Genomic DNA, 21662 nt, shown 5'->3' with positions numbered 1-21662 from the left:
ACGCGCTGACGGCGGCCGTCAGCCGCCCGGCGGCTCCGGCGTGGCCGGGGCCGCCGGCTCGTCGGCGATGAGCTTGGAGGCGACGCGCAGCGCCACCTCGTTCATCCGCGACAGGTCCGCCTCCGGGCCGAACAGGACGGGCACGTTGGCGAGGATCACCGCGATGACCGCCAGCCTGGCCTCGAACTGCCGCTCCATGCTCTCGTCCGGTGCGCACAGCAGCGAGACCATGGAGAACACGCCCTCCCGCAGGCGATCACCGCCCGGGTGGTGCTCCAACGCGCCCTGGTTCACCTGGGCGAATCTGAACAGCGGCCGCCACTGGTCCGACAGCAGCCCGGAGATGCGCCGCAGGATCTCCTGCCGCGCCTCGGTGGTGGCCGGTTGCTCCCGGCCCCAGGCCACCAGCTCTTCGATCGACTCCACCAGCCGTTCGATCACCCCGGCGAGGATCTCCTCCTTCGTACGGAAGTGGTAGTACAGCGCCGGCCTGGTGATCTGCAGCCGCTCCGCCACCTCCTGCAACGAGGTCTTGTCGTATCCCCGCTCGGCGAACAGCTCCAACGCGACCTGCTGGATCCGCTCTCGTGTGTCCGTTCGCCGTCCTGCCATCTCGCTCCCTCTGTTGACGGCCGGCCGCCACGTTGTTTACTTTCGCGTAAGTAAGCAATGTGGCCCGGCTATGTACGGAGCAGACTATGGCGGAAACCTTCCCTGTCCAGCGCACGTGCCCGTTCGCTCCGCCGCCCGCGTACAAGGGCTGGCGCGACCAGGCCCCCCTCGTCAAAGCCGAGACCGGCCGTGGCGAGGTGTGGCTCGTCACCCGGCACGCCGAGGCCCAGCAGGTGCTCTCCGGGTCCGGCTTCAGCACCGACCCCAGGACGCCCGGCCATCCGAACGCCCTCGACACCGCGAACATGACGCCCGAGGAGATCGCCGCCGCCCGGGAGTTCGGCGTCGGCTTCTTCATCGACTACGACCCGCCCGAGCACACCCGCTACCGCCGCCTGCTCATCCCCGAGTTCACGGTCCGCAGGGTCAGGGAGATGCGCCCGGACATCCAGCGGATCGCCGACGAGCTGATCGACGACATGGTGGCCAAGGGCGACGAGGCCGAGCTGGTGGAGGCGTACGGGCTGGCGCTGCCCTCGCTGGTCATCTGCCGGCTCCTCGGCGTCCCGTACGCCGACCACGACTTCTTCCAGTCCCGCACCCGGACGATAGTGGACGCCTCCGCCGACGAGGGCACCAGGCGCGCCGCGTCGTTCGAGATCAGGTCCTACCTCGACGACCTCATCGCCCGGGTCGAGGCCGCCCCCAAGGACGACCTGCTCGGCCGGCTGGCCACCAGCGGCAGGCTCACCCACGAGGAGATGACCGGCGCCGCCTTCCTGCTGCTGGTCGCCGGCCACGAGACGACGGCGAACATGATCCCGCTGTCCGCCTACACCCTGCTCCGCCACCCCGATCAGCTCGCCGCCCTGCGAGCGAACCCGGACGCCTGGCCGGCCGCCGTGGAGGAGCTGCTGCGCTACCACTCCATCGCCGACTTCGTGGCGTTCGACCGGGTCGCCGTCGAGGACCAGGAGCTCGGCGGGCGGCTCATCAGGAAGGGCGAGGGCGTGTACGTGCTGGGCGCCTCGGCCAACCGGGACGAGCGGGCGTTCGAGCGTCCTGACGAGTTCGACATCGAACGCGGCGCCCGCCACCACGTGGCCTTCGGCTACGGCGTGCACCAGTGTCTGGGCCAGAACCTCGCGCGGGCCGAGCTGGAGATCGCGCTGCGCACGCTGTTCGACCGCCTGCCCGATCTGCGCGTCATCGTGCCCGAGGAGGAGCTGGAGCCGAAGTACGGCAACGGCGTCTTCGGCCTCACGCGAATGCCCGTCGCGTGGTGATCCTCAGTCAACGAAGGTGAGATCGTTCATCCGCTTCTCATGATGACGTCTTACCTTTGGTAAGTATGAGTGAGCCCGCACGTCTTTTGGTGGTCGATGACGAGCCCGCGCTGCGCGAGGCGCTGCAGTCGAGCCTGGAGTTCGAGGGTTACAAGGTCTTCACCGCCGACGACGGCCAGCAGGCGCTCGACGCGCTGGCGGCGGAGACGTACGACGCGGTGCTGCTCGACGTGATGATGCCGCGGCTCGACGGGCTCACCGCCTGCCGCAGGCTCCGGTCCTCCGGCAACCACGTGCCCATCCTCATGCTCACCGCCCGCGACGCCGTCGGTGACCGGGTGTCGGGGCTCGACGCCGGGGCCGACGACTACCTGGTCAAGCCGTTCGAGCTGGACGAGCTGCTGGCCCGGGTGCGCGCGCTGCTGCGGCGCGGCGCGCTGAGCGCGAGCGCCCCCGAGGGCGACGTGCTCGCCTACGGCGACCTGCGCATGGACCCGGCGACCAGAGAGGTCACCAGGGGCGAGCGCAGGCTCGACCTGACCCGCACCGAATATCTGCTCATGGAGCTGTTCCTGTCCCATCCCCGCCAGGTGCTGACCCGCGACCAGATACTCAGCGAGGTGTGGGGCTTCGACTTCGAGCCGACGTCCAACTCGCTCGACGTCTACGTCATGTACCTGCGGCGCAAGACCGAGGCCGGTGGCGAGCCGCGCGTGATCCACACCGTGCGCGGGGTGGGGTACGTCCTGCGGAACTCCCCATGAGCGGGAACGCGAGCAAGGCAGCAGCAGGCGGGCTGCGTGCCCGCCTCGTCGCGCTGTCCCGGCGGGGCAGCCTGCGCACGCGGCTGACGCTGCTCGTCACGGTGGCCGTGGCGGTGGCGATCGCGGCGTGCGCCGGCCTGTCCTACTACATCGTGCAGACGCGGCTGCGCAGCAACCTCGACATGAGCATCGTGGAGTCGCTGAAGGACAGCGACCGCGACTACCTCAAGCACCACTGCACGCCCGAGGGCACGCAGGGCATGTTCGACGGCATGGCGACGCTGCTGCGCTCCGACGGCAGCACCTGCTCGATCGGGCCGCCCATCGTGCCGGTGTACGAGAAGGACTCCGAGGCGTTCGAGCCGTGCGAGCCGGTCTACCGCGACGGCTACACCAGCGACGGCACCCCGGTCCGCGTGGTGGCGCTCAACTTCGAAAACGGCGTGGCCGTGATGGAGGCCAGGCCGATGTGGCTGATCAGTAACACGCTGCGGCGCTCTGCCCTCATGCTCGCCGGCATCACCGCGCTCGGCGTCATCGGCGCGGCCTGGGCCGGGCTCGTCATCTCGCGGGCCGCGCTGCGCCCAGTGGGCGAGCTGACCAAGGCCGTCGAGCACATCGCGCAGACCGAGGACCTCGGCACCCGCATCCCCGTCACCGGCAACGACGAGATCGCCCGCCTGTCGTCGTCGTTCAACGCCATGACCGCGGCGCTGGCCGGGTCGAGAGAGCGGCAGAAACAACTCGTCGCCGACGCGGGACACGAGCTGCGCACGCCGCTCACCACCCTGCGCACGAACATCGACCTGCTGCTGCGCAGCGAGCAGACCGGACGCAGCCTCGACCCGGCCGCCAAGGAGCGGCTGCTGGTCAACATCAAGGCGCAGTTCGCGGAGCTGTCCACGCTGGTCGCCGACCTGCTCCAGCTCGCCAGGGGCGACAACGACCACGAGCCGCACGCCGAGCTGGCGCTGCACGAGGTGGTGACCGCGGCGGTCGAGCGGGCCAGGCTGCGCGGCGCCGACGTGCGCACGGACCTGAGCCCCTGGTACCTCGTGGGCAACGCCTCCTCCCTGGAACGTGCCGTGCTCAACCTCATGGACAACGCGGCCAAGTTCAGCCCGGGCGGCCAGATCGAGGTGCGGCTGCGCGACGGCCGGCTGACCGTCCGCGACCACGGCCCCGGCCTGCCTGAGGAGGAGCTGCCGCACGTCTTCGAACGGTTCTGGCGCTCGCCGTCCGCGCGCAGCCTGCCGGGCTCCGGCCTGGGCCTCGCGATCGTCAAGCAGGCCGTGGACGAGGTGGGCGGCACCGTACGCCTGGACAACGCCCCCGGCGGCGGCGCGATCGCCACCATGGACCTGCCGGGCAGCCCGGTCCGCCAGTCCGAGTCCTGAAACCGGGGCTCCGCGTTCCGGCCCGCGCGGGCGGTGGCGTGGGCGGTGGCGTGGGCGATCGTCACGGCGGAGAACGCCGACCGGCCCGAGGCGCAGAAGGTGTCTACAAGGGCGGCTGCTGAGGCCGGGTCAGGCGGGGAGCGCGGCGAGCAGGAAGGCGAGACGGGCGGCGGCCGACTCGACGTCGTCGGTGGTGCCGAGGCGGTAGCCCCAGGAGGTGATGAACGCGCCCTCGTCGGAGCAGGTCACGGTCTCGGCGAGGGTGGAGGAGAACCGGTTGCGGACCGATACGTACGCCGGGTCGCAGGCCAGCGCGATGCTCTGGACCGACAGGTCCGCGTGACGACCCGCGTGCCAGGCGAAGCGCTCAAGGCTGAGCGCGGTATCAAGCATCATGCGTCACCTCCGCAACGTCTCGCGACAGAATTGCACGATCTTGGTGCGGGAGGCAAGCAATTGCTGTGGTTAATGTGGACTTTGTTTCCGGTAATCGTGAAGAACGGAGATGATGACCTCCCGCCCGGCCTCGTCGAACTCCGCGACCTTGACGTAATCGTCGAAGGCCCGCACGTAAAAGCCGATGTCGTCGGGGTCGCGCAGCATGAGGTCCTTCGTCATCGTGGCGACCGCCACCATCGACTCGTTGTAGATCCAGAAGCCGTTGATGGGACTGGACGGCAGCTCGGCGTCGAACGGGATGACGCCGAACTCCACGTTGGGCAGCGTGCTGACCGCGAGCAGGCGGTCGAGCTGGCCGCGCATCACGTCCGGCGGGGCCAGGGCCGTGCGCAGCGCGGCCTCGGTGACGACGAACCTGAACGTGCGCGTGCGGTCGTACAGGATCTCCTGGCGCTGCATGCGCACCCGGACCGCCGCGTCGATCTGGTCGGCGGCGCTGTAGAGGCGCTTGACCTTGCGGAAGACGTGCCGGGCGTACTCGGAGGTCTGGAGCAGGCCCACGATGATGCCGGGTTCGAAGACGCGGAAGAGCTTGGTGCGGGCTTCGAGGTCGCGGACGTCCTCCTGGAGCGCGGCCAGGCCGCTGCGGTGGCGCTGCTTCCAGTCGTCGTGGCGTTCGAGCAGGGCGAGCGACTGGCGGATGAGCCTGTCGGTGGTGTCGGGTGAGGCGTTGACCGCCTGCGCCCACACGACCACGTCGTCCTCGGTGGCCGTCTGGCGGGCGTTCTCCAGGCGGGAGACTTTGGAGGGCTGCCAGCGCAAGCGCTCGGCCAGCTCCTTGCCCGACAGGTGGGCCGCCTCACGCAATTGGCGTAATTGGCTGCCGAGGTCGATGCGCGCCTGCTGAAAGGACGTCACGCCGCAGAAGGCTAGCCCCGGTCGCGCCGATCATGCCAGCCTCCGCCGCAAATGTGATCAAGCGGTTTCCGTGGGTGTTCCGCCGCTGGTCGGGAAAGCGGTTACCGTCCTATCTCCGGTCCTCGGCGGCTTCCGGCAGGACCCTTCTGGCGATGTCGGTGAGGAGCTCGCGGGGGACCTCGACCGCGGCCTCGCCGTCCAGGACGTCACGGAGGTCGGCGAGCGCCTCCGCGTCGGTGACGCGCAGACCTTGCACGACGATGGTGCCGCGATCGGTCTCGTACAGGGTGGGGCAGGCGCCGGCCTCCGAGGTGGAGCCGAGGAACCGCAAGCGCATGACGATCCTTCCCCGATGGCTGATGCAATTGCGCGCAATTGTACGGGTCGGGGGATGGCGTGTGATCATTTTTCCGGAAATCGTGATATATGACTGGTGGAGCGGCGTGCCATTTATGGTGATTTATGGTGATTTAGCGGCGCAATCTGGGTGTCAGGTGAGCCCGCCGTCCATGAACTCCCGCGCCCGCTCGAACAGGCCCAGCGTCGTCGCGTGCAACAGGTCGCCGATGTCCTTGGGCGCCTTGCCGGCGCACGCCCGCGCGTGCGTGCCCTCCAGCACGATGCCCAGCTTGAAGCAGGCCATCACCGCGTACCACTCGATCGCCGACATGTCCCGATCCGACAGCTCGGCGTAGTAGGCGACGATCTCCTGCGGCGCGGGCAGGCCGGGCACGTGACCGGCGCTCGTCGGCCAGGTCGCGAGCAGCCAGCCCAGGTCGAGCAGCGGGTCGCCGATCGTGCACATCTCCCAGTCCACGATCGCCGCCACGCGCGGGCCGTCCCAGGCGAACATCAGGTTCGCGAAGTGGTAGTCGCCGTGCATGATGCCCGGCGTGAACGCGTGCGGCAGGTGGCTCGTCAGCCAGCCGGCGGTCTCGTGCAAGCCCGGGATGTCGGGGCCCGGATAGCCGTCCAGCTCTCCGTACGAGTCGAGCTCCTTCAGCCAGCGTGGCACCTGCCGCTCCAGGAAGCCGTCCGGCCGCCCGAACCCCGGCAGCACCGCAGGATCGACCCGCCCCAGCTCCGCCAGCGCCGCCGCGGCCTCCAGGCCCATGCGGTGCCTGATCGCCGGGTCGGAGGCGTGCGGCTCCGGCAGCCCCGTCGAGGGGTTGAACCCGTCCACCGGCTCCATCAGGTAATACACCGGGTCGCACAGGGTCTGCGCGGCCACCAGCGCCGGCGCCGGGACCTGCGTGCCGCGCAACGCCCTCAGCACCCGCGCCTCGCGCCGCAGCACCTCGTTGCTCTTGCTGCGGGCGTGCACGGGCGGGCGGCGCAGGACGTACGAGCGGCCGCCGCGGTTGAAGCGGACCATGACGTTCTGCGTGCCGCCGGGAACCGGCGTCACGTCCGTGATGGGGCCCTCGGGCAGGCCCTGGGCGTTCATCCACACGCCCAGGGCGTCGAAGTCGATCGTGCCTACGTCGATGTGGGTGGAGGTCATGAGCCGCCCCTCGACCGAACGAGATTCTGGCGCACGACCCTACGAGAGCGGATCGCGCCCGGTCAACCCCGCTTTGCCGGTTCATATGAGGGGATGTGCGAGGGTGCGGCGGCCGATGACGTCGGGCCCCGCTGGTGGTGAGGGCTCGGCCGGCGGAGCGGGTCTGCCGGCGACAGGGCCGATCGGCGGGCGGCCGGTTCGGAGGGCGGTGGGTGTACGGGGTCAGGGGGACAGTTCGGCCGGGACCTCGACGGTGCGGGCTCGCAGCTCCTCGCCCAGGGCCTTGGCCTGCGGGTCCAGGCGGGTGCTCGCCGCGACACCTTGGCCCAGCAGGCCGTGGATCACGAAGTTGACGGCCTTGAGGTTGGGCAGGTCGTGCCGGTCCACCCGGTACGGCCGCAGCCCGGGCAGGAGGTCCTTCAGGGTCTCCGGGGTGAGGTACGCGGCCAGCCAGTCGTAGCGGGCCCGGCTGTCGGTCCACACCCCGAGGTTCGCGTTCCCGCCCTTGTCGCCTGAACGGGCACCGGCGATCCGCCCCAGCGGGATCCGCACCGTCTGCTCGGAGAACACCGCTTCGCCCTTTGCCGGGTGGTGGCTGGGGGCCTCGATGACGGGCGGCGGTCCGGTGGGCGGGGGCGGCTGCTCGAAGGGGATCTCCTCGCCGTCCACGAACACGCGGGGGCGGACCTGGCCGGCCGGGACGAGGACGGGCCAGTGCACGCCGTACGGGGAGGCGTCGCCCGGCGGGGTGAGGGCGTAGAAGCCGGGGTAACTGGCGAGGCCGGTCTCGACGACGGCGGAGGAGAAGGCGCGGCCCGCCGTGCGGCGGTCGGCGGACTTCACGGTGATGCGGAGCAGCGCCGTCCCGCTCACCGCCGCCCCAACGCCGCCCGCCGCCCCAACGCCGCTCTCCGCCCCCACGCCGCCCGCCGCCCCCACGCCGCCCTCCGCCGCTACGCCGCTGCCGGCCGCGCGGCCGGCAGCCGTCGTCACCCCGCTTCCGGCCGGGGTGCGGTCTGCGGCCGCGGGGGTGGACTCAGCGTCCAGCGGGAGGTTCGGGTGGGGGCAGGGCCCGTGAGGGGGCCTGCCGCCGCAGGGGCGGCCGCGCTGCCCGGCAGAGCGCCGAGCGGGATGTCCGGACGGGGGCTGAGGCCGGTGGAGGCGTCCGGGTGGGGACCTAAGCCGGTGAGGGTGACCGTGACCTCGTCGAAGGTCTCGCGGGGGATGCGGGCCCACAGGGCCTCCTCGGCCATGCGGGCCTTGGCGGGCAGGTCGAGGCCGGTCAGGACGAGGGTCATCGTGTTGCGGTAGCCGCCCAGGGAGTTGACCGACGCCTTGAGCGTCGCGGGCGGCGGTTCGCCGCGCACGCCGGAGATGCGCACCCGGTCGGGCCCGTCGCCGGTGAGCGTGATGGTGTCGAAGCGGGCGACCACGTCGGGGCCGAGGTAGCGGGGGCCGCCGAGTTCGTAGACGAGCTGCGCGGTGACGGTGCCGACGGAGACGAGCCCGCCGGTGCCCGGGTGCTTGGTGATGACGCAGGAGCCGTCGGCGTGCAGTTCGGCGAGCGGAAAGCCGCAATGCGCCAGGTCGGGAACGTCCTGGAAGAACGCGTAGTTGCCGCCGGTCGCCTGGCAGCCGCACTCGATGACGTGCCCGGCCACCACCGACCCGGCGAGCGCGTCGAGGTCGCCGGGTCCCCAGCCGTACCGCCAGATGCCGGGGCCGGTCACGAGCGCCGCGTCGGTCACCCGCCCGGTCACCACGACGTCGGCGCCCGCGGAGAGCGCGGCGGCGATCGGGCGGCCGCCGAGGTAGGCGTTGGCGGTGAGCGGGGTGGCGTCGAGGCGCTCGCCGGTGTCGGCGTTGACGAGGTCGAGGGGCAGGCCGGTGAGGTCGTCGCCGGTGACGTACGCGATGGACGGGCGCAGGCCGAGGCGGGCGGCCAGCTCGTGCACGGCCTCGGCACAGCCGGCGGGATCGAGGCCGCCCGCGTTCGAGACGATCTTGATGCCGCGGTCGAGGCAGGGTCCGAGCACGTCTTCGAGCTGCCGCAGGAACGTCGGCGCGTAACCGGGACGGCCCTTGAGCCGGTTGCCGGCCAGGATGAACATGGTCAGCTCGGCCAGCCAGTCGCCGGTCAGCACGTCGATGGGGCCGCCTTCGACCATCTCGCGGGCGGCCGACAGCCGGTCGCCGTAGAAGCCGCTGCAGTTGGCGACGCGCAGCACCATGGGGTTCACACCACCCAGGCGGGCGGGCGCTTGGCCTTGAACGCGGCGATGCCCTCCTGCCCCTCCTCGGAGGTGAAGCGCTCGGCCGACAGCTCGGCCATGCGCCGCAGCCCTTCCTGGAACGACATCCCCGGCACCTCCCTGACCAGCCGCTTGGTGATGGCGAGCGCCTCGGGCCCGCCCTTGATCAGCATCTCGGTGTAGTAGGCGACGGTCGCGTCCAGCTCCTCCTCGGGGACGGCCCGCGACAGCAACCCGATCTCGACGGCCCGCGCCGCGTCGAACACCTCGCCGGTCAGGAAGTACTCGGCCGCCGCCCGGGCCGACAGCCTTCTGAGCACCGGCACGGCGATCATGGCGGGCGCGACCCCGAGACGTACCTCGCTGAACGCGAACGAGGCCGTCAGCGGCGCGATCGCGAAGTCGCAGGCGGCGACCAGCCCGATGCCGCCCGCCCTGGCGGTGCCGTTGAGCCGGCAGACGACGGGCTTGGGGCTCTCCCAGATCAGCTCAAGAATGTCCGGGAACGACGCCGTGACCGGCGCGTTCCCGTCATCGCGGCCCTGTTCCTTGAGGTCGGCACCCGAGCAGAACACCGGCCCCGTGCCGGTCAGCACGATCACCCGGGCGGCAGGCTCGTCCAGCGCCCATCGCAGATGCTCCGACAGCTCGCCGAGCAGGGCCACGGACAGCGCGTTGCGGTTGCGCGGCGAGTCGAGCGTGATCGTCGCGACGCCCGCGGCGAGGTCCCTGTGCACCAGGCCCGTCATGTGTCCTCCTCCTGGATGATCGCCAGCACGGCGCCCGCGTCGACCTGCCGGCCCTTCTCCACGTGCACGCCGGACACCACCCCGTCGGCCGGTGCGGTGATCCGGTGCTCCATCTTCATCGCTTCGAGGACGAGGACCGTCTGTCCCCTGGTCACCCGGTCGCCGGGCGCCACCTCGACGCGCAGCACGCTACCGGGCATGGGGGCGAGGAGCGATCCAGGGGCGGTGTGCTCGGCGGGTTCGGGCAGGCGGGGGAGCGGGGTGAGCCGCGCCGCACCCTCGGCGTGGTCGACGTAGAGCGGGCCGTCCTCGTCGTACCTGGCCACCTCGTAGGCGCGCCGCACGCCGTCGCGCTCCAGCACCACCTCATCGGGCGCGGCGCTGACCACGTGCACGCCGGGAGGCATCGGGTCGTACACGACGGGCCCGGTCTCCTCGAAGGTGACGCGTCGGGGCTGGGAGCGGACGTTGCGCCAGCCGGACGGCAGCCCGGCGAGGACGCGGGCCCGCCGCCGGTTGGAGGCGGCCATGGCGAGCGCGGCGGCCAGCGGCACGAGGTCGCCGCCCGGCGCAGAGGAGCCGGGGGCGGCGGGAGCGCCGGAGGCGCCGGAGGCGCCGGCGGGCTCGAAGGCGCCGGAGGCGGCGGTGAGGGGCCCGTCGAGGAGACCGGTGTGCGTGTCACCAGCCGCAAAGTCCCGATTTTTCAGGACTTCGAGTAACAAATCGCGGTTCGTCGGTACGCCGTGCAGCCTCGCCCGCCGCAGCGCCCCGGCCAGCTTCCGCACCGCATCGGCCCGCGTCGCCCCGTGCGCGACCACCTTGGCCAGCATCGCGTCGTAGTGCGGCGGCACCACGGACCCCGACTCCACGCCCGCGTCCACCCGCACCTCGCCCGGCACCTCGAACCGCCACAGCGTCCCGCTCTGCGGCACGAAGGAGGAGTCCTCGGCGTACAGGCGGGCCTCCACCGCCCACCCCGACGGCTCGGGCGGCGACGGCGGCAAGGCCGCGCCCTCGGCCACCTCGATCTGCAGCCGGACGAGATCGACGCCGTACACCAGCTCGGTCACCGGATGCTCGACCTGCAGCCGGGTGTTCATCTCCAGGAACGCCACCCGGTCGCCCTTGACCAGGAACTCGACCGTGCCCGCGCCGACATAGCCGATCTTGCGTACGGCCCTGGCGGCGGCGTCGTACAGCACCTCGCGCAGCGCGGCCGTGACGCCGGGGGAGGGGCACTCCTCGATCACCTTCTGGTGCCGCCGCTGCACGCTGCACTCGCGCTCACCCAGCGTCCACACGCCGCCGTGGCGGTCGGCCAGCACCTGCACCTCGACGTGCCTGGCGTGTTCGAGCAGGGGCTCGGCGAAGACCGTGCCGTCGCCGAACGCCGCCGCCGACTCGCGCCGCGCCGACTCCACCGCCTCGGCCAGCTCGCCGGGTTCGCGCACCACCCGCATCCCGCGCCCGCCGCCACCCGCGGACGCCTTCACCAGCAGCGGGAACTCCCCGGGCGCGGCCAGATCGAGCGAGGGCAGCACCGGCACCCCGGCCTCTTCCATCAGCCGCTTCGCCCCGATCTTGACGCCCATGGCGGCGATCGCCTCGGGCGGCGGCCCGACCCACACCAGGCCCGCGTCCAGCACGGCCCGCGCGAAATCGGCGTTCTCCGACAGGAACCCGTAGCCGGGATGCACCGCGTCGGCCCCGCTCGCCTTGCAGGCCGCGAGGATCCGCTCGATGTCCAGGTACGTCTCGGCGGCCGGCACACCGGGCAGGCGTACCGCCAGATCGGCCTCGGCCACGTGCGGCGCGCCGGCGTCGGCGTCGGAGAAGACGGCGACCGTGGAGATGCCGAGCGACCGGCAGGTACGGAAGACGCGCCGGGCGATCTCGCCCCGGTTCGCGACCAGCAGGCGGGTGATCACGGCCGGAACACCCCGTAACCCGCAGGCTCCGGCACCGGCGCGCTGTTGATCGCCGACAGGCACATGCCCAGCACCGTCCGCGTGTCGCGCGGGTCGATCACCCCGTCGTCGTACAGGCGGCCCGATAAGAAGAACGCCGCGGACTCCGCCTCGATCTGCTGCTCCACCATGGCCCGCATGGCCGCGTCCGCCTCCTCGTCGTACGGCTTCCCCTTGGCCAGCGCCGACTGCCGGCCCACGATGGACAGCACCCCGGCGAGCTGCGCGGGACCCATCACCGCGGACTTCGCGCTCGGCCAGCTGAACAGGAAGCGGGGCTCGTACGCGCGCCCGCACATGCCGTAGTTGCCCGCCCCGTACGACGCGCCCATGACCACGGTCAGATGCGGCACCGTCGAGTTCGACACCGCGTTGATCATCATCGCGCCGTGCTTGATGATGCCGCCCTGCTCGTAGTCCTTGCCGACCATGTAGCCGGTCGTGTTCTGCAGGAACAGCAGCGGGGTGCGGGTCTGGTTCGCGAGCTGGATGAACTGGGCCGCCTTCTGCGACTCCTCGCTGAACAGCACCCCGCGCGCATTGGCCAGCACACCTATCCGGTAGCCGTGGATGCTCGCCCAGCCCGTCACCAGCGAGGCACCGTACAGGGGCTTGAACTCGTCGAACTCGCTGCCGTCCACCACCCGGGCGATCACCTCGCGCGGGTCGAACGGCACCTTCAGATCCTCGGGCACGATGCCCAGCAGCTCATCCGCCGGATACGCCGGCTCGCGCACGCCGGGGTCGGGCTCGCGGCCCAGCTTGCGCCAGCCCAGCGAGGCGATGATGCGGCGGCCGATGCGTAAGGCGTCGTACTCGTCCTGCGCCAGGTGGTCGGCCAGGCCGCTGACCCTGGCGTGCATCTCCGCGCCGCCCAGCGACTCGTCGTCGGACTCCTCGCCGGTCGCCATCTTCACCAGCGGCGGGCCGCCCAGGAACACCTTCGCCCGCTCCCGCACCATCACGACGTGGTCGCTCATGCCCGGCACGTACGCGCCGCCCGCCGTCGAGTTGCCGAACACCAGCGCCACCGTCGGCACCCCCGCGGCCGACAGCCGCGTCAGGTCGCGGAAGACCTGGCCGCCGGGGATGAAGATGTCCTTCTGCGACGGCAGGTCCGCGCCGCCGCTCTCCACCAGGTTCACGTACGGCAGGCGGTTGCGCAGCGCGATGTCGGCGGCGCGCAGGGTCTTGCGCAGCGTCCACGGGTTCGACGCCCCGCCGCGCACGGTCGGGTCGTTCGCCGTGATCACGCACTCGACGCCCTCGATGACGCCGATGCCCGACACCAGGCTCGCCCCCACCGGGAATTCGGTGCCCCACCCCGCGAGCGGCGACAGCTCCAGGAACGGCGAGTCGGGGTCGATCAGCAGCTCCACCCGCTCCCGCGCGGTCAGCTTGCCGCGGGCGCGGTGCCGCTCGACGTAGCGCGCACCGCCTCCGGCCACCGCCTTGGCCTGCTCGGCGGCCAGCTCGGCCAGCTTGGCGAGCATCGCCTCCCTGCGGGCGCGGTAGCCGGCCGAGCCGGTGTCGAGCCTGCTGACGATCACGGGCGCCCTCCTCGTACGGAGCCGACGATCATGCCCACGCTAACGCAGGCCCGCGCTCCGTCACACCCCGCCGATCCGGCGACCGGCGGGGTGCCGGGGTCAGCTGCAGTGGCTCCAGTCCGACTTCCAGACGTAGGAGTTCCAGGCGCCGCCCCAGATCACGCACTTCTTCTTGGCCGGCAGCTTCACCGGGCCCGCGTGGGAGCTGAACTTGCCGGGGTCGTTCGCGCTGGCGCCGCCCTTGACCTGGAGGATGGCGCTCATGTTCACCTTGGTCGGGTGGACCAGGCGGGAGATCGTGACCACGCAGTTCATCCCGGAGCCCGCGTTGTAGAGCAGGTAGATCGTGGCGTGGTTGGCCAGCGCCTGCGAGTCGATGATCTGGAACCCGGCGCCGCACAGCGCCCCGGGCTGGGCCGTGTTCTGCTTCAGCTCCCTGCTCGGGCCGACCTGCTTCTTGTTGCGGGACGCGGTGGGCTTCGGGCTCTTGGACGGAGCGACCGTCGGCCTGCGCGTCAGCGTGGGCGGCGGCACCGTCATCGTCACCGTCGGGACCTGCGCGATCGGCTTCCGCGTCGGCTTCGGCTTCTCGGTCTTCTCCGGCCCGATGTCCAGCGTCGGCACCGGGCCGGGGGTGCTCGGCGGCGCCGGCGTCGGCGAGTCGTCCGAGGTGGGCGCCTCGCCCTGGCCGGAGCCTCCGTCCGGGCTGGTGGAGGACTGCCCGACGACCACGACAGGGACCTCCTTGGCGGAGTTCGCCTGTACGACGACCGCGCCCACGACGACCAGCAGGGCCGCGGCGGCGGCGCCGGAGAGCGCGAGCGTGAGCGTACGCCGCTGCCCGGACTGCCCCCCGTTGCCCGCCTTGTTCGCGCCGGGTCGTTGACCGGGCGCGCCGTGCTGACCGGGGCCTCCAGGACCTCCGGGGCCGCCGGGACCGGCCGGGCCGCCCTGGAACGGGCCGCCGGGAGCGCCGGCGCCGTGCGGCATGCCGCCAGGCCCGGCCTGCCCAGGACCGCCCTGCGCGGGAACGCCCTGTCCGGAAGCGACCTGCCCAGGAACGCCCTGTCCGGGGCTGCCTTGCGCAGGAACGCCCTGGCCTGGGCCGCCCTGTCCGGGAGAGCCCTGGTTGAAGGCATGCGGGCCCTGAGGGTGCGGTCCCGCACCCATGGGGCCGGGAACACCCGGCTGGAGACCGCCCGGCTGCTGAGGTCCGAACGGCATCGCGCCAGGCCCCTGACCGGGCGCGCCCTGCGGCCCGCCCTGCCCAGGAACGCCCTGCCCGGGAACGCCCTGCGGGCCGCCCTGAGCGCCTGCGGCCTGCCCGGGTACGCCGCCCTGCGCCGGTCCGCCGGGTCCGCCGGCGGGGACGCCGGGCGGCAGGGGACCGGTGGTCTGGGGCATGCCCGCGTGAGGAGCGCCGGGCACGCCGCCCTGACCCGGCACGCCGCTCTGACCGGGGACGCCGCCCGGTCCGGCGACGACGGTCTGCCCTGCACCACCCGGACCGGCGACGGCGGTCTGTCCCGCGCCGCCCGGCACGGGGGCGCCGGTCTGGCCTGCGCCGCCCGGCACGGGGGCGCCGGTCTGGCCTGCGCCGCCCGGCACGGGAGCGCCAGGCCCGGTGAGACCGGCCGGGCCGGTCAGGCCGCTGGGCCCGGTGATGCCCGGGTTCTGCGCGCCGGGGCCGGGCTGGGCACCGGCGGCCGGCTGGCCGTAGTCGCCGGTCTGGGGCGGAGCCGCGCCCTGAGGGCCGCCCACGACGTACGGACCGGTCCAGGGACCGGGGTACTGATCCTGCCCGGAGCCGTCACCGCCCGCCTGGGCGCCGCCCTCAAGGCCGGGCTGCCCGCCACCGGCCGGGAGGGCCGGCTGCGCGTTCCCGGCGGGGTCGGCGGCCGGGGTGGCGCCGGTGACCGGCTCGATGGCCGCCCTGGGCGCGGGCTGCCCGGTGAGGCGGACGATCAGCTCGTCCGCGGTGGGCCGCTGGGCCGGGTCCTTGGACAGGCAGGCGGCCACCAGCTCGCCCAGCACGCCGTCCAGCGACCCCAGCTCCGGCTCCTCGTTGAGGATCCGGTGCATGACGACGGGGATGGAGTCGGCGCCGAAGGCGGGCTTGCCGGTGGCGGCGAACACCATGGTGACGCCCCAGGCGAACACGTCGGCCGCCTCCGACACGGGCGCGCCGGTGAGCTGCTCGGGCGCCAGGTACGACGGCGTGCCCATCGCCATGCCGGTGGCGGTGGCGCCCGGCGAGTCGAGCGCGCGGGCGATGCCGAAGTCGATCACGACGGGGCCCTCGGGCCCCATGAGCACGTTCGCGGGCTTGAAGTCGCGGTGCAGAATCCCGGCCCTGTGGATGGCGGCCAGGGCGGTCGCGGTACTGATGGCCAGGCGTTCGAGCGCCGCCCCCCGTCGCGGCCCCTCGTTGATGACCAGCTCACGCAGCGACGGCCCCGGCACGTACTCGCTGACGATGTACGGCCGGCTGCCGTCGAGGTCGGCGTGCAGGACCGGCGCGGTGCAGAACCGCGCCACCCGCTGAGCGACGGCCACCTCGCGCAGGAACCTGGTCCTGGCGTCGGCGTCGGCTACGAGGGCGTTGTGCAGCAGCTTGACGGCGACCTGTTCCCCGGAGTCGCTCTTGCCGAGATACACAACCCCCTGGCCGCCCTCGCCGAGCCGGGCGACGATGTCAAACGCCCCCAGCCGCCGCGGATCGTCCGCCGCCAACGGCTGGAACTGATTCACGTCGGACCCCCATAACAACCCAATAGATGAGGCAAAACGCTACCAGCGCGACGCTTGAGGCGTCTGCCGTACGTGTCAGAAGTTTCGGGTTTTGACGCGCAAAGTCAGCGTTCCTGCGCAGGTCGTGTACACCGCGAACCCCAAGGTCACGGCTTGGTCAACCGAAGATCAGATCGCCTTGCCGGGGTTGAGGATGCCCAGCGGGTCGAAGAGGGCCTTGATACCCCGCTGGAGCTCGGCCGCCACCGGCCCGGACTCCAGCTCCAGCCAGCGCCGCTTGAGCAGGCCCACGCCGTGCTCGCCGGTGAGCGTGCCGCCGAACTCCAGCGCGCGCCGGAACACCTCGTCCGCCGCCGCCCACACCTCAGGCGGCGGTTCGAGCATGCCGTGCTCGAAGATGAAGACCGGGTGCAGGTTGCCGTCGCCCGCGTGCGCGACGGTCGCGATCATCACGTCGTGGCGCGCCGCCGCCTCCTCGATCGCGGTGATCATGTCGGGCAGTACGGAACGCGGCACGCACACGTCCTCGACCAGGCAGGCGCCCAGCCGCTCCTTGGCCCCGTACGCCAGCCGGCGCAGCCCCACCAGCTCGTCGGCCTCGGCCGGGCTGGAGGACACGGCCACGAACGTGGCGCCGTTCTCGGTGCAGATGCGCTGCATGCGCTCGACCACCGCCTGACCGTCGGGCGCGTCGGACTGCCCGATGAGCATGGCCTGCGTCGTGGCCTCCAGGCCGATGTTGCGCCAGTCGTCGATGGCCTTGAGCGTGGCCCGGTCGAGCAGCTCCATGAGCGACGGCTGGCAGCCGGCCGCCATGATCGCCGAGACCGCGGCGCCCGCGTCGCGCAGCGAGCCGAACTCGGCGGCGAACGTCGCGGGCGGCGCGGCGGGCGCGCGGCGCAGCCGCACGGTGGCGGCGGTGATCACGCCGAGTGTGCCCTCCGAGCCGACGAACAGGCCGGTGAGGTCGTAGCCGGTGACGCCCTTCATCGTGCGCCGTCCGGTGTTCAGCACCCGCCCGTCGGCCAGCACCACCTCGAGGCCGAGCGCGGAGTCCCTGGTCACGCCGTACTTGACGCAGCGCAGGCCGCCGGCGTTGGTGGCCAGGTTCCCGCCGATGGTGGAGATCTCGTACGACGACGGGTCCGGCGCGTACATGAGGCCGTGCTCCCTGGCGGCCTTGTCGAGGTCGGCGGTGATGACGCCGGGCTCGACCACCGCGATCTCGTCGGCGGGCGACAGCTCCTTGATCGCGGTCATCTTGGCCAGCGACAGGATGATCGAGCCGTCACCGGCGACGGACGCGCCCGCGAGTCCCGTGCCGCCGCCGCGCGGCACCACCGGCACCCGGTGCTCGCTCGCCCACTTCAGGGTCGTCACCACGTCGTCGCGCGAGGTGGCCAGCACGACGCCGAGCGGCTTGCCGGGGGCGAGGAACGTGCGGTCACGGGCGTAAGAGTCGATCACATCGGGGTCGGTCACGACACGCGCTTCGGGCAGGGCGCTCACCAAGGCATCAATCGGTCTCACACCCTGCAGCCTATGGTTTGCGCAGTGCGTTCCTTAACGCCAGACTGCCCGGGTGAATGTCGAGTGCCCGGTCTGCTCCAAGGACGACCAGGTCGTCGCGGTCCCCGGAGCGGTCGCCGCCGGGACGACGTACAAGATCGGCCGGGTGCGCCTACCGGGTGCGCGCGAGGTCGCCGACCTGCCGACGGCGGCGGCGCTCGGCGCGTCCAGACACGTGATGAGCCGCACCCAGCTCGCGGTCTGGCTGTCGTTTCCCAGCCGCCACTACACGCCGTGGACCAGGAACCAGGGCTACGTGCTGCTGCTGCTCGCGGCCCTGATACACCTGGTCATGTCGCTGATCATCGCGATGGGGCAGGACCCGTCCTGGAGCGAGGTGCTGCTCGCGCCGTTCTGCCTGACCGGCCTGTTCTGGGGGTTCGGGCTGCTGAACGTGCTCGGCTCGTACGGCGCGCGCAAACGCGACCGCGTGGAGGCCCCGGCCAGGGAGAAGGCCCTGGCCGTGTGGGAGAGCCTCTACTACTGCGCCCGCGACAACGTCGCCTTCGAGCCGGGGGTCGGCGTCCCGTTCCATCCGAGCGAGACGCGCGAGTACATCTTCGGCTTCAGGCCCGGCGCCCGCTGACGGGCGCCGGGAGGTGAGACGGGCCGGCCGTATCAGCCGCGCTCTTCGGCCACCAGGCGGACGCACACGGCCAGGCCCTCGATGGCCTGCTCCAGCTCGTCCAGCTCGGGGTAGGTGGGCGCGATCCTGATCGTGCGGTCCTCGGGGTCCTTGCCGTACGGGTGCGTCGCGCCCGCCGGGGTGAGCGCGATGCCGGCCGCCTTGGCCTTGGCCACCACCTCTGCCGCGTGCGGCACCTCCAGGCTGATGAAGTAGCCGCCCTTGGGGCTGGTCCAGGTGGCCAGGCCGCTCAGCCGCTCGGTGAGGATCTTGTCGACCAGCTCGAACTTCGGCCCGATCAGCGCGGCGTGCTTGCGCATGTGGGCCTCGACCCCGGCCGGGTCGCGCAGGAACTCGACGTGGCGGAGCTGGTTGATCTTGTCGGGGCCGATGGACTGCTTCGAGGTGTTGTGCAGGAACCACTCGACGTTGGCCGGCGAGGAGCCGAAGAACGACACGCCGGAGCCCGCGAGCGTCACCTTCGAGGTGGAGGCGTAGACGAACACGCGGTCGGGGTTGCCGTGCTCGGCGGCCAGCGTGAGGATGTCGGCCAGCTCGTCGGGGGTGTCGGTGAGGTGGTGGACGGCGTAGGCGTTGTCCCAGAAGATGCGGAAGTCGGGCGCGGCGGCCGGCATGGCGGCGAGCCTGCGCACGGTCTCGTCGCTGTAGGTGATGCCGGACGGGTTGCTGTACTTCGGCACGCACCACATGCCCTTGACGCTGGCGTCGGTGGCGACCAGCCGCTCGACGACGTCCATGTCGGGGCCCTCGGCGTTCATCGGCACCGCGACCATGGTGATGCCGAGCCGCTCGCAGATCGTGAAGTGCCGGTCGTAGCCGGGCACCGGGCACAGGAACGTGACCTTCGGCTCCTCGATCCACCGGCGGGCGGCGCCGGGGACCTTGCTGAGCAGCGCGTGCACGACCGTGTCGTGCATCAGCGCGAGGCTCGCGTTGCCGCCGACGACGAGCTGCCCGGCCGGGACCTGCAGCAGCGGCGAGAACAGCTCGCGCAGCTCGGCCAGGCCCTGGAGGTTGCCGTAGTTGCGCCCGTCGGTGCCGTCGGCCGCCCGGTAGGAGGTGGGCAGTTTCAGCAGATCGTTGGAGAGGTCGAGCTGGCGCGGCGACGGCTTGCCCCTGGTGAGGTCGAGCGAGAGTCCTCGCTGGACGAGGTCGGCGTAGTCACGCTGGGCGGTCACGAGCATCTCCTCCGATTCTGGTTGGCTTACGCAGGATAGAAGATGCCGCCCGCTGATCCGGCGGGCTTCCGTCATGTGGACAGCGCGCGGGCCCCGCCTGTCACGCACGTTCCGGCGGGCAGGGGCGCGGGCGCAAAGCTTTCGGCGAGCAAACCCAAAGAACGCCTTCACGAGCGGCGGTCGTTGGCGTGCAATGGGTAGATCGGGGCAGGCACAACTCCGCGTCGGAGGGAGCAGCCGTGACGACCGTTCGGGAGACCTCGATCGAGCAGGTACGGCGCCGTCGCACCGGGACGGTGATCGCCTCGTGGCTGTCGACGACCGACCACAAGGTCATCGGGTACCTGTACCTGATCACGTCGTTCGGGTTCTTCCTGGTCGGGGGCGTCATGGCCCTGATCATCAGGGCGGAGCTGGCCGCGCCCGGCATGCAGCTGGTCAACCAGCACCAGTACAACCAGCTCTTCACCATCCATGGCACGATCATGCTGCTGCTGTTCGCCACCCCGCTGTTCGCGGGGTTCGCGAACGTGGTCATGCCGCTGCAGATCGGCGCGCCCGACGTGGCCTTCCCCCGGCTGAACGCGGTGGCGTACTGGCTGTTCCTGTTCGGCGGGCTGATGGTGCTGGCCGGGTTCGTCACGCCCGGGGGCGCGGCGGACTTCGGGTGGTTCGCGTACACGCCGCTGGCGACCTCGACGTTCTCGCCGCAGGCCGGCGGTGATCTGTGGATCATGGGGCTGGCGCTGTCCGGCCTGGGCACGATCCTCGGCGCGGTCAACTTCATCACCACGATCATCGGCATGCGCGCGCCCGGCATGACGATGTTCCGCATGCCGCTGTTCACCTGGAACGTGCTGCTGACCAGCATGCTCGTGCTGATGGCGTTCCCCGTGCTGGCCGCCGCGCTGCTGGTGCTCGAAGCGGACCGCAAGCTCGGCACGCAGGTCTTCCTGGCCGACAACGGCGGGCCGCTGCTGTGGCAGCACCTGTTCTGGTTCTTCGGCCACCCCGAGGTGTACATCATCGCGCTGCCGTTCTTCGGCATCATCACCGAGGTCATCCCGGTCTTCAGCCGTAAGCCGATCTTCGGCTACCTGGGCCTGGTGGGCGCCACGATCGCGATCGCCGGGCTGTCGATGACGGTGTGGGCGCACCACATGTTCGGCACCGGGCAGGTGCTGCTGCCGTTCTTCTCGTTCATGACGTTCCTCATCGCGGTGCCGACCGGGGTGAAGTTCTTCAACTGGATCGGCACGATGTGGCGGGGCCATCTGACGTTCGAGTCGCCGATGCTCTTCGCCGTGGGCTTCCTGGTGACGTTCCTGCTCGGCGGGCTCACCGGTGTCATCCTGGCCTCGCCGCCGCTCGACTTCCACATCACCGACACGTACTTCGTCGTCGCCCACTTCCACTACGTCGTCTTCGGCACCGTGGTGTTCGCCATGTTCTCCGGGTTCTACTTCTGGTGGCCGAAGATGACCGGCAGGATGCTCGACGACCGGCTCGGCAAGCTGCACTTCTGGACGCTGTTCATCGGCTTCCACACCACGTTCCTCGTCCAGCACCTGATCGGGCAGCTCGGCTTCCCGCGCCGCTACGCCGACTACAGCGCGGCCGACGGCTTCACGCTGCTCAACCAGATCTCGTCCGTCGGCGCGTTCCTGCTCGGCGCCTCGACGCTGCCGTTCCTCTACAACGTCTGGAAGACGGCCAGGCGCGCGCCCAGAGTCACCGTCGACGACCCGTGGGGCTACGGCAACTCCCTGGAATGGGCCACGAGCTGCCCGCCGCCGCGTCACAACTTCACCCGCATGCCGCCCATCCGCTCCGAGCGGCCCGCCTTCGACCTGCACTACCCGCACGAGGTGACGACCGGGTCGGCCTCCGGCGAGGTCGCAGGCGACGAGACCCCGCAGGTGCCGCCGCGCACCGACGCGCCCGGCTGAGACGCGCCATGCGTGCACGGTGCCCTGATGGGTGCTGTGCGTCTGATGGTGTGATTGTCGTGTTTTGATCACGTTTCAACAACGCACTTTACGATCCGTTGACGCAGGCTCTAGCGTCCGGCATTGCATACCCCATGGCCATGCGCCCGGCGAACCCGGGCAGAGAGGGTT

At 71.5% G+C, this 21662-nt stretch carries 18 protein-coding genes; 5 read left to right on the top strand and 13 right to left on the bottom strand.

What is annotated here, in order from left to right; all coding sequences use genetic code 11:
- Window positions 1–18 precede the first annotated feature (18 nt).
- Window positions 19–612, bottom strand: coding sequence for a helix-turn-helix domain-containing protein (locus tag ACFMQL_RS01965; RefSeq protein ID WP_364067669.1), 594 nt, complete (start codon window positions 610–612; stop codon window positions 19–21).
- Between the two features lie 86 nt (window positions 613–698).
- Here ACFMQL_RS01965 and ACFMQL_RS01960 point away from each other — a divergent pair, with 86 nt between their 5' ends.
- The 3 genes from ACFMQL_RS01960 to ACFMQL_RS01950 all read left to right on the top strand — a co-directional run bounded on the left by ACFMQL_RS01960 (window position 699) and on the right by ACFMQL_RS01950 (window position 4059).
- Window positions 699–1898 carry a cytochrome P450 gene (locus tag ACFMQL_RS01960; RefSeq protein WP_378784316.1) on the top strand — a complete coding sequence of 400 codons (1200 nt, stop codon included), beginning with the start codon at window positions 699–701 and terminating at the stop codon, window positions 1896–1898.
- A 65-nt stretch (window positions 1899–1963) separates the two neighbouring features.
- Window positions 1964–2662: a response regulator transcription factor gene (locus ACFMQL_RS01955; protein WP_364067671.1), complete on the top strand. Its 699-nt coding sequence runs from the start codon at window positions 1964–1966 to the stop codon at window positions 2660–2662.
- Window positions 2659–4059, top strand: coding sequence for a HAMP domain-containing sensor histidine kinase (locus tag ACFMQL_RS01950; protein WP_364067673.1), 1401 nt, complete (start codon window positions 2659–2661; stop codon window positions 4057–4059). Before ACFMQL_RS01955 ends, ACFMQL_RS01950 begins: the two co-directional genes overlap by 4 nt.
- Window positions 4060–4188: 129 nt before the next feature.
- Here the strand turns inward: ACFMQL_RS01950 and ACFMQL_RS01945 are convergent, their stop codons facing one another.
- The 11 genes from ACFMQL_RS01945 to ACFMQL_RS01895 all read right to left on the bottom strand — a co-directional run bounded on the left by ACFMQL_RS01945 (window position 4189) and on the right by ACFMQL_RS01895 (window position 17679).
- On the bottom strand, window positions 4189–4455 hold the full coding sequence (locus tag ACFMQL_RS01945; protein ID WP_364067675.1) for a hypothetical protein: 267 nt from the start codon (window positions 4453–4455) through the stop codon (window positions 4189–4191).
- Window positions 4456–4524: 69 nt separating this feature from the next.
- Window positions 4525–5376, bottom strand: coding sequence for a helix-turn-helix transcriptional regulator (locus ACFMQL_RS01940; protein ID WP_364067677.1), 852 nt, complete (start codon window positions 5374–5376; stop codon window positions 4525–4527).
- A gap of 109 nt (window positions 5377–5485) precedes the next feature.
- On the bottom strand, window positions 5486–5713 hold the full coding sequence (locus tag ACFMQL_RS01935) for a hypothetical protein (RefSeq protein WP_364067679.1): 228 nt from the start codon (window positions 5711–5713) through the stop codon (window positions 5486–5488).
- Window positions 5714–5866: 153 nt separating this feature from the next.
- Window positions 5867–6880 (bottom strand): phosphotransferase family protein, encoded by a 1014-nt coding sequence (locus ACFMQL_RS01930; RefSeq protein ID WP_364067681.1) that lies wholly within the window; start codon window positions 6878–6880, stop codon window positions 5867–5869.
- A 222-nt stretch (window positions 6881–7102) separates the two neighbouring features.
- Entirely contained in the window at window positions 7103–7873 is a 771-nt protein-coding gene (locus ACFMQL_RS01925) for a hypothetical protein (RefSeq protein WP_364067682.1), read from the bottom strand.
- Complete coding sequence (locus tag ACFMQL_RS01920; protein ID WP_378784313.1) at window positions 7870–9111, bottom strand: acyclic terpene utilization AtuA family protein; 1242 nt, start codon at window positions 9109–9111, stop codon at window positions 7870–7872. Before ACFMQL_RS01920 ends, ACFMQL_RS01925 begins: the two co-directional genes overlap by 4 nt.
- 5 nt (window positions 9112–9116) lie before the next feature.
- Window positions 9117–9881 carry an enoyl-CoA hydratase-related protein gene (locus tag ACFMQL_RS01915; protein ID WP_378784311.1) on the bottom strand — a complete coding sequence of 255 codons (765 nt, stop codon included), beginning with the start codon at window positions 9879–9881 and terminating at the stop codon, window positions 9117–9119.
- Entirely contained in the window at window positions 9878–11809 is a 1932-nt protein-coding gene (locus ACFMQL_RS01910) for a biotin carboxylase N-terminal domain-containing protein (RefSeq protein ID WP_378784310.1), read from the bottom strand. The genes ACFMQL_RS01915 and ACFMQL_RS01910 overlap by 4 nt, the downstream gene beginning before the upstream one ends.
- Window positions 11806–13341 carry an acyl-CoA carboxylase subunit beta gene (locus ACFMQL_RS01905; RefSeq protein WP_378790124.1) on the bottom strand — a complete coding sequence of 512 codons (1536 nt, stop codon included), beginning with the start codon at window positions 13339–13341 and terminating at the stop codon, window positions 11806–11808. The genes ACFMQL_RS01910 and ACFMQL_RS01905 overlap by 4 nt, the downstream gene beginning before the upstream one ends.
- A 156-nt stretch (window positions 13342–13497) precedes the next feature.
- Window positions 13498–16149, bottom strand: coding sequence for a serine/threonine protein kinase (locus ACFMQL_RS01900; protein ID WP_378784308.1), 2652 nt, complete (start codon window positions 16147–16149; stop codon window positions 13498–13500).
- Window positions 16150–16317: 168 nt separating this feature from the next.
- Window positions 16318–17679, bottom strand: coding sequence for an FAD-linked oxidase C-terminal domain-containing protein (locus ACFMQL_RS01895; protein ID WP_364066678.1), 1362 nt, complete (start codon window positions 17677–17679; stop codon window positions 16318–16320).
- 52 nt (window positions 17680–17731) lie between these two features.
- On the opposite strand from ACFMQL_RS01895, the gene ACFMQL_RS01890 reads away from it, so the two are divergent.
- Window positions 17732–18304, top strand: coding sequence for a hypothetical protein (locus ACFMQL_RS01890; RefSeq protein WP_364066676.1), 573 nt, complete (start codon window positions 17732–17734; stop codon window positions 18302–18304).
- A gap of 32 nt (window positions 18305–18336) precedes the next feature.
- On the opposite strand, the gene ACFMQL_RS01885 is transcribed toward ACFMQL_RS01890, so the two are convergent.
- A complete protein-coding gene (locus ACFMQL_RS01885; RefSeq protein WP_364066674.1) occupies window positions 18337–19617 on the bottom strand; it encodes an aminotransferase class I/II-fold pyridoxal phosphate-dependent enzyme in 1281 nt (426 codons plus the stop codon).
- Between the two features lie 164 nt (window positions 19618–19781).
- On the opposite strand from ACFMQL_RS01885, the gene ctaD reads away from it, so the two are divergent.
- Entirely contained in the window at window positions 19782–21491 is a 1710-nt protein-coding gene (gene ctaD, locus ACFMQL_RS01880; RefSeq protein ID WP_364066672.1) for a cytochrome c oxidase subunit I, read from the top strand.
- Window positions 21492–21662: the final 171 nt, after the last annotated feature.

The organism is Nonomuraea fastidiosa, assembly GCF_042751225.1.
In the GTDB taxonomy this organism is placed as follows: domain Bacteria; phylum Actinomycetota; class Actinomycetes; order Streptosporangiales; family Streptosporangiaceae; genus Nonomuraea; species Nonomuraea fastidiosa.
Note: the sequence above shows the minus strand (reverse complement) of the source record. Positions and strands in the feature narration are given on the sequence as shown.

What these genes read in the sequence shown, in the direction of transcription:
- ACFMQL_RS01965 (WP_364067669.1), bottom strand. Translation starts at nt 612, where the DNA reads ATGGCAGGACGGCGAACGGACACACGAGAGCGGATCCAGCAGGTCGCG.
- ACFMQL_RS01885 (WP_364066674.1), bottom strand. Translation starts at nt 19,617, where the DNA reads ATGACGGAAGCCCGCCGGATCAGCGGGCGGCATCTTCTATCCTGCGTA.
- ACFMQL_RS01930 (WP_364067681.1), bottom strand. Translation starts at nt 6,880, where the DNA reads ATGACCTCCACCCACATCGACGTAGGCACGATCGACTTCGACGCCCTG.
- ACFMQL_RS01955 (WP_364067671.1), top strand. Translation starts at nt 1,964, where the DNA reads ATGAGTGAGCCCGCACGTCTTTTGGTGGTCGATGACGAGCCCGCGCTG.
- ACFMQL_RS01905 (WP_378790124.1), bottom strand. Translation starts at nt 13,341, where the DNA reads ATGCTCGCCAAGCTGGCCGAGCTGGCCGCCGAGCAGGCCAAGGCGGTG.
- ACFMQL_RS01915 (WP_378784311.1), bottom strand. Translation starts at nt 9,881, where the DNA reads ATGACGGGCCTGGTGCACAGGGACCTCGCCGCGGGCGTCGCGACGATC.
- ACFMQL_RS01960 (WP_378784316.1), top strand. Translation starts at nt 699, where the DNA reads ATGGCGGAAACCTTCCCTGTCCAGCGCACGTGCCCGTTCGCTCCGCCG.
- ACFMQL_RS01920 (WP_378784313.1), bottom strand. Translation starts at nt 9,111, where the DNA reads ATGGTGCTGCGCGTCGCCAACTGCAGCGGCTTCTACGGCGACCGGCTG.
- ACFMQL_RS01945 (WP_364067675.1), bottom strand. Translation starts at nt 4,455, where the DNA reads ATGATGCTTGATACCGCGCTCAGCCTTGAGCGCTTCGCCTGGCACGCG.
- ACFMQL_RS01950 (WP_364067673.1), top strand. Translation starts at nt 2,659, where the DNA reads ATGAGCGGGAACGCGAGCAAGGCAGCAGCAGGCGGGCTGCGTGCCCGC.
- ACFMQL_RS01935 (WP_364067679.1), bottom strand. Translation starts at nt 5,713, where the DNA reads ATGCGCTTGCGGTTCCTCGGCTCCACCTCGGAGGCCGGCGCCTGCCCC.